The organism is Peribacillus sp. FSL R5-0717, from assembly GCF_038002945.1.
In the GTDB taxonomy this organism is placed as follows: Bacteria; Bacillota; Bacilli; order Bacillales; family DSM-1321; genus Peribacillus; species Peribacillus frigoritolerans.
Genome location: NZ_JBBOOF010000001.1, coordinates 4,183,179 through 4,195,882, shown reverse-complemented (window position 1 = coordinate 4,195,882; position 12,704 = coordinate 4,183,179). Strand labels below are relative to the sequence as shown.

Genomic DNA, 12,704 nt, shown 5'->3' with positions numbered 1-12,704 from the left:
AATTATTATATTTATTCTGGATATGAGACGGATTCGTCAATGATGACCTGATTGTCCCTCATGATTTTATATCCTGCTTTCTTATCCGGGGAAACCATTAATTCGATCGTTCTCTTCGCATCTTGCAATATATAGAATGTTTCTTGAGGCTCCGTCATGCTATTGTCGATATCCTCGATGAAAATTTGTATTTTTTGTGTTTTGCCTGGCTCAACCGGATCATACTCGATTATGACTTCCTCCGTTACACTCTTGGGCGGAATCTCTTCTTTCCCTTTTGAAATGACCACTTTCACAGTACTGCCCTTTTCCACCTTCGTAGCAGGTTCCGGTGATTGGGAAATGACAAGCCCCTCAGCTACGGAATCATCATAGATTTCTTCTTCGACATCGATCTTTATTCCACTTTCACTGGAATAATCATCAAGGGCAGCTTTATTGAACCCCGTTAAGTTCTTCAAGCTCAACAGATCTGCCCCTTTACTGACCGTCAGCTCAAGCTCCGTTTCGGATGGTACGACCTCAGTGGCACCCGAGGGAGATTGATCTATGATCGTGCCGGGAGCACTGTCATCATATTTTTCAGTAACGCTTATGTTTTTGAATCCCATTTTTTCAAGCAGGGATTTAACATCAGAGTAATCTCGACCTTTATAGCTGGACAATGAAATCGTCTCTTTACCAACGCTTTGATAAATATCGATCACTGCACCTTCCTTGACCGTCTTACCTTCCTTAGGATTGGTTTTGATCACAAGACCAGCTTCAACCTCTTCATCTTCAATCTCGATCGTCTCTCCAATTTCCAAATCCATTTCAAGCAATTCAGTAATGGCGTCATCCAATTCTTCCCCTTTAAGGTCAGGGATCGTCACTTCCTTCGAGACAAGGAGGGGAGGTAAAACTGTGACAGATAAAACAGCAAGCAGTGCGAGAACTAAAAAGGTGGTCACCAAGATCGCAGGCATGTTCTTTCGCTTTTTACCTTTGTGTTCCGACTTGTTTTTTTGTTTTTTCTGTTTCTTTTGTTTCTTTTTTGAATTACTCTCTGCTTCTGATTCACTTTCCTCATCGTCCGCATAAACTAACGTATTTTTTTCAGGGCCCCTTATGATTGTCTCATCGATGCTTGAAAGCTGATCATCCGTTATGACGGGGATGGCTTTTGTTGCATCATGATCTTCGGGAATCGCAAAAGGAAGTTCATTTGAACGCTCCGGATTAAGCGACGTCCGTATATCATCCTCCATCGAGTCCACACTCTCATAGCGGTAATATGAATCTTTGGCTGTCGCTTTCAAGATAATATTTTCCACACTCTGGGGTATTTCAGAATTCCAGCGTTTTGGTGAAGGAGTTTCCGATTGTAAATGTTTAAGAGCTATCGACACGGCTGATTCACCCGAAAAAGGCAGTCTCCCCGTCAACAATTCAAACATGACGATGCCAAGTGAATAAATGTCCGATTTCTTATTGGCCATACCGCCTCTGGCCTGTTCCGGAGATAAATAATGAACCGAACCCAAGACTGCGTTGGTCTGCGTTATGTTTGTTGCACTTAGGGCCAATGCAATGCCAAAGTCCGTAATCTTGACGGTACCTTCCTTATCAATCAAAATGTTCTGTGGCTTGATGTCACGATGGATGATCCCATTATGATGGGCATGGGAAATCGCTGCCGTGATTTGCCTCATGATATCCAAGGCTTCATCAACTGGAATTGGATAATATTTTTGTATGTATTGCTTAAGTGTAAAACCGTCAACGTATTCCATTACAATATAATAGATGGAATCTTCTTCACCAACATCATAAATACTTACGATATTGGGATGGGCCAAACTGGTTGCCGATTGGGCTTCCCGATTGAAGCGCTTGATGAACTCTTCGTCATTATTAAAATCCATGCGAAGGATTTTCAATGCAACATCCCTATCCAAGATCATATCCCTTGCAAGGTAAACATTAGCCATACCGCCGCCGCCGACCATCTGGATCAGTTTATAACGGCCGTTGATCCTTCTGCCAATCAACATTCAATTCACCTGCTTTCACTTTCTTCAGTAAATTGAACAAGCACAAGGGTGATATTATCTTCCCCACCGTAGTGATTGGCCTTATCTATTAATGAATTCGCCTTTTCTTCAAGTGACTGTGCATTGGTTACCGTTTCTTCCAGTTCCAGTTCACTCACTTTATTCGTCAACCCGTCCGAACAAAGCAATAGTAAATCATTTTCTTCGAAGATGACCGTCATAATGTCCATTTCCACTTGCATTTCTGTCCCCAAGGCTCGTAATAAAACATTTTTCCGTGGATGGTTTTCGGCATCTTCTTTCGAAATCTGACCGGAACGGACCAATTCGTTAACGAGTGAATGATCTTCCGTGACTTGCTTAAAACCACTCTCATTATACAAATAACACCGGCTGTCCCCGATGTTGGCAATGGTAGCAAACTTGTCGGTGCAAATGGCTGCAACAATGGTGGTCCCCATGCCCTTACATTCCGTATTCGCTTCTGCATGTTCAAAAAGCAACTGATTGACCGTGAAGATTTGATGCTTAAGCCAATCTTCGGCATCATTTGCCGTTTCGATTCCGGTGGATACTTCCCAGCCCTTTTTCAGAAGGTCTATCGTCATTGCACTGGCTACATCCCCGGCACGGTGGCCGCCCATGCCATCTGCAACGATGGCAAGGCGAACGCCTTCCGAGTTCTTAAAGATTCCGCCATTATCTTCATTATGCTGGCGGACTTTTCCACGGTCTGTCTTAAATATTGCCCTCATAGGGTCACCTCGTCTCTTCTTTGCGCTCCTTGGCCCGAAGCTGGCCGCAGGCTGCGTCAATATCACTGCCTTGTTCCCTTCGGATCGTTACATTAATGCCGCGCTTCTTCAATGTTTTTTCAAACTCAAAAATCTGGTCCCGAGGTGTTCGTACATAGTTGCGTTCCGGTACATAGTTAACCGGTATTAAGTTCACATGGCATTTTATCCCTTTTATTAAAGCTGCTAATTCTTCAGCGTGCTCCACTGAATCATTTTCGCCACCGAATAGACCATATTCAAAACTTACACGGCGGCCTGTTTTTTCTGTATAGTATTTGATGGCCTCAATCAGGTCTGGAAGTTTGTAGGCCTTATTGATCGGCATCAATTTACTTCTCAATTCCGTATTCGGTGCATGAAGGGAAACAGCAAAGTTTATTTGCATGCTTTCTTCGGCAAACTTATAGATTTTAGGAATGATTCCACTTGTGGAAACGGTAATATGACGCGCCCCGATGTTCAAGCCCTTTTCATGGTTTATATTCTTCAAGAATGACATCATATTATCGTAGTTATCAAACGGTTCACCGATTCCCATGATAACGACGGAACTAACACGCTCTTCCGACTCATCAAGTGCTTGCTGAACTTTAACGACCTGGGCAACAATTTCCCCTGATTCAAGATTCCGCTTTAAACCGCCAAGTGTCGAAGCACAGAATGTACAGCCAATTCTGCATCCTACCTGCGTTGTCACGCAAATGGAGTTTCCGTATTCATGACGCATCAGCACCGTTTCAATCGAATATCCATCTTGGAGTTCAAATAAAAACTTCATCGTTCCGTCATTGGACGTTTGCTGAATCAATGTCTTCAATGTTGTGAAGGTGAATTGCGACTCCAACTTATCCCGTAATGATTTCGAAAGGTTGGACATATCTTCAAAACTGGAGACACGCTTTTTATAAAGCCAGTCATATACTTGCTCGGCCCGGAATGCCTTCTCTCCATTTTGAAGCAGCCATTCTTTAATTTGGTGAAGCTCCAATGAGTAGATCGATGGTTTTTCTGTTGTCGTGTCTTTTCTTACTCTAGATGATTTAGTGATTTCTGCCATTACAGCACCTTCTTTCTAAAACTCGCAATAAAGAATCCGTCACTGCTAAAATATTGCGGAAAAACTTGCAGCGTATGACCCTCGATATATGGCTGAACGCTTTCAGGCATTCTTGTGGACAAGGTTGCATCGCTTTCAAAATCCGGATGGCTTTCCAAAAATGCTGCAGCGACTTTGTCATTTTCTTCTTTATCCACCGTACAGGTACTATATACTAACCGTCCTCCTTGCTTAACAAGCGGGGCAGCCGATTCCAATAATTGTTGTTGTATACTTGAGAGTTTCATTATATCATCTTTTGTTTTAGTATACTTTACATCAGGTTTCCGGCGCATGACTCCCAACCCGGAACATGGTGCATCGATCAGGACCCTGTCAAACCCTTCCTTATTAAAGTGCTCTTGCACTTTTCTGCTATCAAGGGCCATTGTCTTAATATTGTTTCTGAGTTTTAAGCGCTCCGCCTGCTCTTTAATTAGCTTGACCTTATGTTCATGAAGGTCGAGTGCATATACTTGTCCTGTGGTCAAGCCTTCTGCGATATGGGTCGTTTTCCCTCCAGGTGCAGCACAGCAATCGAGCACAGCATCATTTTCATTCGCACCCAATGCATGGGCAACTAGCATTGAACTCTCGTCCTGAATCGATAAATACCCCATTTTATAGCTTTCTGAATGAGCAAGATTCCCTTTATAGCTGACTATTGCTTCGGGAACGACTTCACTCGCTTCAACATCATATCCTTCTTCCGTTAATATGCTGATCAGTTCACGGCGTGAGATCTTTTTTAAATTAACACGTCCTGTCTGTAATGGCGCAGTTAAGTTGATTTCACACATTTCCTTGGTTTTTTCATAGCCAAATTGCTCTACCCAACGCTGGACCAGCCAAATAGGATGACTCACTTCTATGGAAAGCCGTTCCAGATCATTTTTAATTTCCTCTAAAGAAGGAACACCATTTCTTTGAATATTACGAAGCACACCATTGACCATCGAAGAGGTGCCCTTGTGTCCGCGCTTTTTGGAAATTTCTACGGCCTCGAAAATGATTGCATGATCAGGCACTTTATCTAAATAGACCATTTGGTAAACGGAAAGTCTAAGTAAATTGATGACCCAGCTTTGCGTTTTTTTAGGTTGTTTAATAAACGGGTTCAAAAAATAATCCAAAGTCATTTTCCTCTGGATGGTACCGTAGCTTATCTCTGTAAGCAAACCGCTGTCCACGGCGGATAACTGGTGCTTTTTAATCAAGTTGTTCAATAATAGGTTACTGTAGGATTGGTTTTTCTCTACAGATTCCAAAATATCGAGAGCGATTTCACGTACTCCCTTTTTAGTTTGCTTCATTCTGTTCTCCTAACTTCATGCCTGCTTTAATGAACGATCCCGCTCCGCGCAAGTAATCTTTCGCCGGCATTTTTTTCTTTCCTGAAGGCTGCAGTTCTGTTACTAGTATTGCCGTCTCATTGCCTGTCGAAACGATGAAACCATCATTTTGTACCTCAACGATCATGCCCGGCAAGGCCTGCTTCCCAGCTTCTAATTTCTTTACTTGCCATATTTTCATAATGGAACCGTCTAAGGTTGTATAAGCAACAGGCCAAGGATTCAGGCCGCGTACATGGTTATAGATGTCTTCCCCTGATTTCGACCAGTCGATTTTTTCCTCCGACCGTTTGATGTTAGGCGCAAAAGATGCTTTAGCATCATCTTGCTTGATTGCCTGTAACTCTTCATTTATAAGTTTCGGAAGTGTGTCCGCAAGTAAATCCGACCCTACCTTGCTTAATTTATCATGCAGTGTACCAACATTGTCTTCTTCCTCTATAGTTACTTCCGCCTGAGTCAATATATCACCGGCATCCAATTTTTCTGCCATATACATGATGGTTATCCCTGTCTTTTCTTTCCCCTGTAAAATGGAATAATGAATCGGCGCCCCTCCACGCAGTTCAGGAAGCAGGGAGGCATGTACATTAATACAACCGTACTTAGGGGCATCCAACAATTCATTCGGAAGAATTTGTCCGAATGCCGCCGTCACCACTAAATCAGCATTCAATGCAATGATTTTTTCAAGTTCTTCTTTTTCCCGGATTTTTTCAGGCTGATAAACGGGTATCCCATGCTTTTCGGCTTCGACTTTAACTGGCGGCGGCGTAAGCACCTTTTTACGGCCCACTGGACGATCTGGCTGTGTGACAACAGCGATCACATCATACCCTTCATCAATGATTCTTTTCAATACCGGCACCGAAAAGTCCGGTGTACCCATAAAAATTATTTTTGTCATTCTTCTCCATACCTTTCTAACTCTTCTTCCGAGATATACCGGGAAACCTTACTTGTAAATAAGACTCCTTGCAGATGATCGATTTCGTGTAGAAGGGCCCTTGCAAGGAAATCCTCCGCTTCTATCTCGAAATAAGATCCTTTTCGGTCTTGTGCCCGGACTTTGACACGGAAAGGACGCACTACTTCACCATATAAACTCGGGAAGCTCAAGCATCCTTCAACACCTGTCTGTTCTCCTTCCAATTCCAGCACTTCCGGATTAATCAGTTCGATTGCACCTGATCCTTCCTCTATTTCAACGACAGCCACTTGCTTTTTCACGCCAACTTGAGGTGCTGCAAGTCCAACGCCATCCGCCTCCACCATCGTTTCATACATGTTATTTAACAGCTTTGCCAACTTTTTATCAAAACTTGTTACTTTATCGCATTTTTGTTGTAAAATTTTTTCAGGAAACAAAACAATCGGTAAAATAGCCAAAATTAAAGGTACCCTCCTAGATATGAAAAACAACACTTCATTATATAAAAACGCAAGCTGTTACAGCTCGCGGTAATCATCCATCTCTAAAATAATTACATCATGATCTGTGGATTTAAATCTATTGAAATCTGCAGATGATTATGAGCGGTTTCTTTTTGGTAATGCTCTAAAAGTGTGCGTAAATGCTGATTCAGGTCCGGCTCTCGTTTGTATTTTATCAGACATTGATAGCGATATCTATTGTTGATTCGACTAATGGGCGAAGCAACCGGACCTAGTACGACAGAATCCCGATTCAATCGCGAGCCTAAATAATTGGTGATTTTCTCAGTAACACTCACCGTCTTCATTAAATCTTCATGTGAAACGGTTATAAGGACAACATAATAATATGGAGGGTAATGACTTTGCCTCCTTAGATACATCTCCCGTTCATAAAAAGCATCATAATCCTGCAGGGCAGAAAGCTCGATGCTGTAGTGCTCAGGCGTATAGGTTTGGATGACCACTTCTCCCGGAAGCTGATGACGTCCCGCCCTTCCGCTGACCTGCGTCAGCAGCTGAAATGTCTTTTCCGAAGAACGGAAATCAGGCAGATGTAGCATCGTATCGGCTGAAAGGACTCCAACAAGAGTGATATTAGGAAAATCAAGGCCCTTGGCTATCATTTGGGTGCCTAGCAATATATCCGCTTTTCCTTCACCAAAGGCATTCAGCAATCGCTCATGTGAACCCTTCTTACTCGTCGTGTCAACATCCATTCGTATGACCCTTGCTTCAGGCAGGATTTTTGCAAGCTCTTCTTCAACCTTTTGAGTTCCTGTACCAAAGAACCTTATATGTTCACTTTCACATTCAGGGCAAACAGAAGGCATTCCCTCTTCAAACCCACAATAATGGCATTTCATTATATCATTAAAGCGATGATATGTAAGTGAAATGTCACAATTAGGGCAGTTGATGACCAATCCGCAGCTTCGACACATCACAAAGGAAGAATGCCCCCTTTTATTTAGCATCAGGACAGTTTGCTCCCCCTTCTCAAGCCGGTCTTTCAGCTTGGTAAAGAGCAGCTCCGAAAACATGGAACGATTTCCCGTTCTTAGTTCTTCCCTCATATCTACAATATCCACTGCTGGCAAAGCATTTTTATTCATCCTCTGGCTAAGGGTCAATAATTTATAGACATTTTTCTTGGCTCGAGCAAAAGATTCCAGTGTAGGTGTGGCGCTGCCAAGAATAACCGGACAACCATATGATTTTGCTCTTTCAATGGCAACATCCCTAGCATGGTACCTTGGTGTTTCTTCTTGCTTATAACTGGATTCATGCTCTTCGTCAATGATGACCAGCCCCAGGCTTTCAAAAGGAGCAAACACGGCAGAACGCGCCCCGACCACCACTTTTACTTCTTTGCGGTGAATTTTACGCCATTCATCATATTTTTCACCTACGGATAAACCGCTATGCATGACAGCTACCTGCTCCCCAAATCGTTCCTTAAACCTCTTCACCGTCTGTGGCGTCAAGGAGATTTCAGGTACAAGCATGATGGCTTCCTTCCCTTTTTCAATGACAGAGGCAATTGCCTGTAAATACACTTCCGTCTTCCCGCTGCCGGTTACACCATATAAAAGGAAAACATCATGTTCATCATGATGTATTTTCTCTTGGATCGGCTTCAATGCAGCGGCTTGTTCAGCTGTCAGTGTAAAGGGAATGGATTTTTCGAACACACGGTTTTCATAAGGATCACGGTATACTTCTTGATCCATTTCAGCCAAGGCCCCTTTTGAAACTAGGGATTTGACGGTACCGCTTGATGTGTTCATCAATTCAAGCAATTCCTTTAACGGGATGGGTTCTTGATGTTCAATAAAGTATTGAAGGAGTTCCTGTTGTTTTTTTGCATGGCTGGATATGGCTGATGCCATTTCTTTCAGTTCCATAGGGGAAAGCAAAGATTTAATGACTCGGACCGTCTTCTTGTTAAGTCGGTTTTTCACATTGTATTCGAGCTCAAGATTGCCATTTTGCATTTCCTTTTGGACCAGGGAGGCATTCTCCCCTTCAATCACGTCTTTCCAAGATAGTGAATCATTTTTTCCGAAAAGGTTTTGAATGGAGGGAGGGATCTGATCCTTTTTATCTTCAACGACTTTAATGACTTTTTCATACTTTGCTTTCATCGCTGCCGGAAGCATGGCCTGTAGCGCTGAAATTTTAAAACACATCGCCTCCTTGGTCAACCAGTCACCTAGCTGAAGCAATTCATCATTGATGATGGGCTCCAAATCCATTGGTTCCTTTATAAAGCGTAATTTCGCAAAGTCGCTTTTAGCTTTTAAGCCTGTGACGAACCCCTGCACCATTCTTGGACCGAATGGGACGATGACTCTCATTCCGGGCTTGATGACTTGGTTCCACTTTTCAGGGATGCGATAGTCGAATTCTCGATCCGTTTGTTTAGCAGGTACATCCACGATGACGGATGCTATATCCATAAGACATCATTCCTTTTGCTTGCGAGATACTTCTGCCAGGATGCTTTTAGCTATATCCGCTTTACTCATTTTTGGAAGTTCGGTCGCACTTCCATCTTTATCGTAAATGGTCACGATGTTCGTATCCGTTCCAAATCCTGCCCCTGCAACGGTAACATTATTGGCAACGATCATATCTGCATTCTTTTTGACCAATTTTCCTCTTGCGTATTCTTCAACGTTGTTCGTTTCAGCCGCAAAGCCCACCAAAATCTGATGCGTTTTATTTTCACCGAGTTCCTTTAGAATATCCTTTGTCCGTTCAAATTCAATCACATTTTCCCCTGGCTGCTTTTTCATCTTTCGGGTATGATAGACCTTCGGTTTATAATCCGCCACTGCAGCCGTCATGATTACGGCATCACTGGCAGCGAACTGATCGAATACCGCATCATACATATCTGCTGCTGATTCCACTGGTATTACTCTGGCCTTGGGAGGTGGCGTCAAGTTCACTGGGCCGGTAATCAATGTCACCTCAGCGCCCATTTCAATTGCCGCTTCGGCTAAGGCATAGCCCATTTTGCCGCTGGAATGGTTCGTCACAAAACGCACCGGATCAATCGCTTCACGTGTCGGTCCTGCCGTGATTAAATATTTCTTTCCTTTAAGAGGCTGTTGCTGTAATTTGCGTTCATTGAAATATCGATTAAGATGTTCTACGATTGTTTCAGGTTCCTCCAATCGCCCTTTCCCTACATATCCGCAGGCCAAATACCCTTCACCCGGTTCAATGAATTGATATCCAAACGACCGAAGTGTCTCCATATTTTTCTGAACCGCTGGATGTGCGTACATGTGCACGTTCATTGCCGGCGCAACCCAAACAGGTGCTTCCGTTGCCAATAGGGTGGTCGTGATCATATCATCCGCGATTCCATTGGCTACTTTGCCAATGACATTGGCTGTAGCTGGAGCCAACAGGATGATATCAGCCCAATCAGCCAAGTCGATGTGGGCAATGACTGAAGAATCCTTCTCATCAAAAGTATCTGTGTACACATCATTTCTCGAAAGTGCTTGAAAGGTGAGCGGCGTCACGAACTTACGTGCCGATTCACTCATGATCACTTTAACATGCGCACCTTCCTGAGTTAATTTACTTGTCAGGGCAGCAGCCTTATATACAGCAATCCCGCCGGTGACACAAAGAAGTACTTTTTTATCGATAAGCATGCAAATTTCCCCTAACTATACATTCTATTCTTTCTAATTATGACGGAAAACCGAAGAAATTTCATTTGAAATGCGCAATAACCTATGGATTCCCCCAAACATTACTTTAAAAAAAATCAAAACAAACAGGCCTGACACCTTGGCCGCAGGAAGGAAGCACTTTCCAAATGTAACGCTCCTGTTTGCTTTAGGGTGTCAGGCCCGATAGGTCAAGCTCTGTGTTCTCTTAGTTTTCCTCGTAAGAATTATCGTAAGTCAATTTACCGGAATGAATTTCTTCAAGGGCACGACCTACCGATTTATGGGAAACCGGTTTTATAAGGCAATTATCTTTAATTTGCATTTCCCTGGCGCGTTTAGCTGCCACCGATACAAGTGAGTATTTAGAATCGATTTTAAGTAATAGAGAATCAATTGATGGATATAACATGATTTATTCCGCCTCCAACATTTTTTTATATAAAACTGCAACTCTTTCCCGACGGCAATGCTCGGCAATTACAATTGCATTAATTCTAGCACATGCTGCATCCACATGATCATTTTCAACAACATAATCGTACAGATCCATAAGTTCTATTTCTTCCTTGGCCACTTTCATCCGGCCTTTTATCGCTTCCTCCGTCTCGGTTCCGCGAGTAACGATGCGGCTTTCAAGTTCAGTCAAACTCGGAGGAGCAAGGAAAATGAAAAGTCCTTCAGGGAACTTCTCCCGGACCTGTTTAGCTCCTTGAACTTCTATTTCCAGAAATACATCTTTTCCGGAATCGATTGTTTCACGGACATAATCCACGGGTGTTCCATAGTAATTACCGACGAACTCAGCATATTCCAGCAATTTGCCTTCTTCGATCAGTGCTTCGAATTCCTCGCGTTTTTTGAAGAAATAGTCCACTCCGTCCACTTCACCATGGCGAGGCAGCCTTGTCGTCATCGAAATTGAATATTCGAATGCCGTTCCTGGCTGAGAAAAAATCGCCTTCCTAACAGTTCCTTTACCAACACCGGATGGTCCGGACAAAACGATTAATAAACCTTTTTCTCTCATATTGTTTCAGTTACCCCTCTTCTACGCTGTCATCTCTATCTTGTAGCCGTGCAGCAACCGTTTCCGGTTGAACGGCAGATAAGATAACATGGTCGCTGTCTGTAATTATAACGGCCCTGGTTCTTCTGCCATATGTAGCATCTATTAAGGATCCGCGATCTCGGGCGTCTTGGATGATCCTTTTTATCGGAGCCGATTCAGGGCTCACGATGGATACGATCCGGTTCGCGGAAACGATATTCCCAAAACCAATATTAATGAGCTTAATTGACATTTTTGTCCCCCATTCATATCTATTGTCACCTTGTTAGGTTCATCATAAACCGACTACTCGATATTTTGAACCTGTTCCTTTAATTTTTCAAGCAAACTTTTCATTTCCACCACATCTTTCGTAATGGCCGAATCATTTGCCTTTGATCCAATCGTATTGACTTCCCTATTCATTTCCTGGACAAGGAAGTCAAGTTTCCTTCCAATTGGTTCACTATGGGTAAGGGTCCTTGAGAATTGCTGTAAATGACTATCGAGTCTGGTCAGTTCTTCATTTATATCACATTTATCAGCAAAAATGGCCGCTTCTGTCACAATACGGCTATCTTCAATCAAACCATCAGTCAACTCGGCCAGTTTGATTTCCAATCGGGCTTTATATTTTTCGACGACTGAAGGTGCATGCATTTTGACTCCTGCTACAATCTCACCAAACTTTTCAAGCTGGCGTTTCATGTCCGATGCAAGTTCCTGACCTTCGAGATCCCGCATTTTTTTCAGATTTTCCAATGCCCCCGTGACGGCCTTCATTAAAAGGGATTCCAAATCGGCAGGAACCGCAGGTACTTCTTCCGTCATGAAAATCGATTCAAGTTGCAGCATATCCTGTAATGTAATTGAACTTTCCAGATTGTATTTTCCCTTGACTTCATCCATCAATCCCACATATTGATCAGCAAGATCCCAATCGATCTTCACCTTTTTGGAAACCAGGCTCTCACCTTCCACTGTAATGAAGATTTCCACCCGTCCCCTTCTTATGTATTGATTCGCCTTCTTTTTCACCTTTTCTTCCAAAACCAAAAGCTGGCGCGGCATTCGAATCGTATATTCACAAAAACGATGGTTAACGGTCTTGATTTCAGCAAAAACCCTGACCTGTTCGTTTTCCGCCTCTTCTCTTCCATAGCCCGTCATACTGGTAACCATGGTTCCACATCCTATCAAAACATAATGTAGTAATTTGGCCTTTTGACATTCATTATATATT

General features: G+C 43.0%; 12 protein-coding genes. All 12 read right to left on the bottom strand.

Annotated elements, in window-relative coordinates; translation table 11 throughout:
* Positions 1-11: 11 nt before the first annotated feature.
* On the bottom strand, positions 12-2,036 hold the full coding sequence (pknB, locus tag NYE65_RS20285; RefSeq protein WP_340861526.1) for a Stk1 family PASTA domain-containing Ser/Thr kinase: 2,025 nt from the start codon (positions 2,034-2,036) through the stop codon (positions 12-14).
* Positions 2,037-2,041: 5 nt separating this feature from the next.
* Positions 2,042-2,791, bottom strand: a complete 750-nt coding sequence (locus tag NYE65_RS20280) for a Stp1/IreP family PP2C-type Ser/Thr phosphatase (RefSeq protein ID WP_328177626.1) — start codon at positions 2,789-2,791, stop codon at positions 2,042-2,044.
* A gap of 4 nt (positions 2,792-2,795) precedes the next feature.
* Positions 2,796-3,890 carry a 23S rRNA (adenine(2503)-C(2))-methyltransferase RlmN gene (gene rlmN / locus NYE65_RS20275; RefSeq protein ID WP_340861525.1) on the bottom strand — a complete coding sequence of 365 codons (1,095 nt, stop codon included), beginning with the start codon at positions 3,888-3,890 and terminating at the stop codon, positions 2,796-2,798.
* Complete coding sequence (gene rsmB / locus NYE65_RS20270) at positions 3,890-5,242, bottom strand: 16S rRNA (cytosine(967)-C(5))-methyltransferase RsmB (protein ID WP_057278424.1); 1,353 nt, start codon at positions 5,240-5,242, stop codon at positions 3,890-3,892. The genes rlmN and rsmB overlap by 1 nt, the downstream gene beginning before the upstream one ends.
* Complete coding sequence (gene fmt / locus NYE65_RS20265; RefSeq protein WP_034313796.1) at positions 5,229-6,188, bottom strand: methionyl-tRNA formyltransferase; 960 nt, start codon at positions 6,186-6,188, stop codon at positions 5,229-5,231. The genes rsmB and fmt overlap by 14 nt, the downstream gene beginning before the upstream one ends.
* Positions 6,185-6,670, bottom strand: coding sequence for a peptide deformylase (gene def / locus NYE65_RS20260; RefSeq protein WP_098184662.1), 486 nt, complete (start codon positions 6,668-6,670; stop codon positions 6,185-6,187). Before def ends, fmt begins: the two co-directional genes overlap by 4 nt.
* 95 nt (positions 6,671-6,765) lie before the next feature.
* Entirely contained in the window at positions 6,766-9,177 is a 2,412-nt protein-coding gene (priA, locus tag NYE65_RS20255) for a primosomal protein N' (protein ID WP_340861524.1), read from the bottom strand.
* Between the two features lie 6 nt (positions 9,178-9,183).
* Positions 9,184-10,392 carry a bifunctional phosphopantothenoylcysteine decarboxylase/phosphopantothenate--cysteine ligase CoaBC gene (coaBC, locus tag NYE65_RS20250; RefSeq protein WP_340861523.1) on the bottom strand — a complete coding sequence of 403 codons (1,209 nt, stop codon included), beginning with the start codon at positions 10,390-10,392 and terminating at the stop codon, positions 9,184-9,186.
* 226 nt (positions 10,393-10,618) lie between these two features.
* Positions 10,619-10,822 carry a DNA-directed RNA polymerase subunit omega gene (rpoZ, locus tag NYE65_RS20245; protein ID WP_034313807.1) on the bottom strand — a complete coding sequence of 68 codons (204 nt, stop codon included), beginning with the start codon at positions 10,820-10,822 and terminating at the stop codon, positions 10,619-10,621.
* A gap of 3 nt (positions 10,823-10,825) precedes the next feature.
* Positions 10,826-11,440 carry a guanylate kinase gene (gene gmk / locus NYE65_RS20240; RefSeq protein ID WP_034313809.1) on the bottom strand — a complete coding sequence of 205 codons (615 nt, stop codon included), beginning with the start codon at positions 11,438-11,440 and terminating at the stop codon, positions 10,826-10,828.
* Between the two features lie 10 nt (positions 11,441-11,450).
* Complete coding sequence (remA, locus tag NYE65_RS20235; RefSeq protein WP_034313813.1) at positions 11,451-11,714, bottom strand: extracellular matrix/biofilm regulator RemA; 264 nt, start codon at positions 11,712-11,714, stop codon at positions 11,451-11,453.
* A 53-nt stretch (positions 11,715-11,767) separates the two neighbouring features.
* A complete protein-coding gene (locus tag NYE65_RS20230; RefSeq protein ID WP_057278429.1) occupies positions 11,768-12,643 on the bottom strand; it encodes a YicC/YloC family endoribonuclease in 876 nt (291 codons plus the stop codon).
* Positions 12,644-12,704 lie beyond the last annotated feature (61 nt).

What these genes read in the sequence shown, in the direction of transcription:
- NYE65_RS20230 (WP_057278429.1), bottom strand. Translation starts at nt 12,643, where the DNA reads ATGGTTACCAGTATGACGGGCTATGGAAGAGAAGAGGCGGAAAACGAA.
- remA (WP_034313813.1), bottom strand. Translation starts at nt 11,714, where the DNA reads ATGTCAATTAAGCTCATTAATATTGGTTTTGGGAATATCGTTTCCGCG.
- rpoZ (WP_034313807.1), bottom strand. Translation starts at nt 10,822, where the DNA reads ATGTTATATCCATCAATTGATTCTCTATTACTTAAAATCGATTCTAAA.
- pknB (WP_340861526.1), bottom strand. Translation starts at nt 2,036, where the DNA reads ATGTTGATTGGCAGAAGGATCAACGGCCGTTATAAACTGATCCAGATG.
- fmt (WP_034313796.1), bottom strand. Translation starts at nt 6,188, where the DNA reads ATGACAAAAATAATTTTTATGGGTACACCGGACTTTTCGGTGCCGGTA.
- NYE65_RS20280 (WP_328177626.1), bottom strand. Translation starts at nt 2,791, where the DNA reads ATGAGGGCAATATTTAAGACAGACCGTGGAAAAGTCCGCCAGCATAAT.
- rsmB (WP_057278424.1), bottom strand. Translation starts at nt 5,242, where the DNA reads ATGAAGCAAACTAAAAAGGGAGTACGTGAAATCGCTCTCGATATTTTG.
- rlmN (WP_340861525.1), bottom strand. Translation starts at nt 3,890, where the DNA reads ATGGCAGAAATCACTAAATCATCTAGAGTAAGAAAAGACACGACAACA.
- priA (WP_340861524.1), bottom strand. Translation starts at nt 9,177, where the DNA reads ATGGATATAGCATCCGTCATCGTGGATGTACCTGCTAAACAAACGGAT.
- gmk (WP_034313809.1), bottom strand. Translation starts at nt 11,440, where the DNA reads ATGAGAGAAAAAGGTTTATTAATCGTTTTGTCCGGACCATCCGGTGTT.
- coaBC (WP_340861523.1), bottom strand. Translation starts at nt 10,392, where the DNA reads ATGCTTATCGATAAAAAAGTACTTCTTTGTGTCACCGGCGGGATTGCT.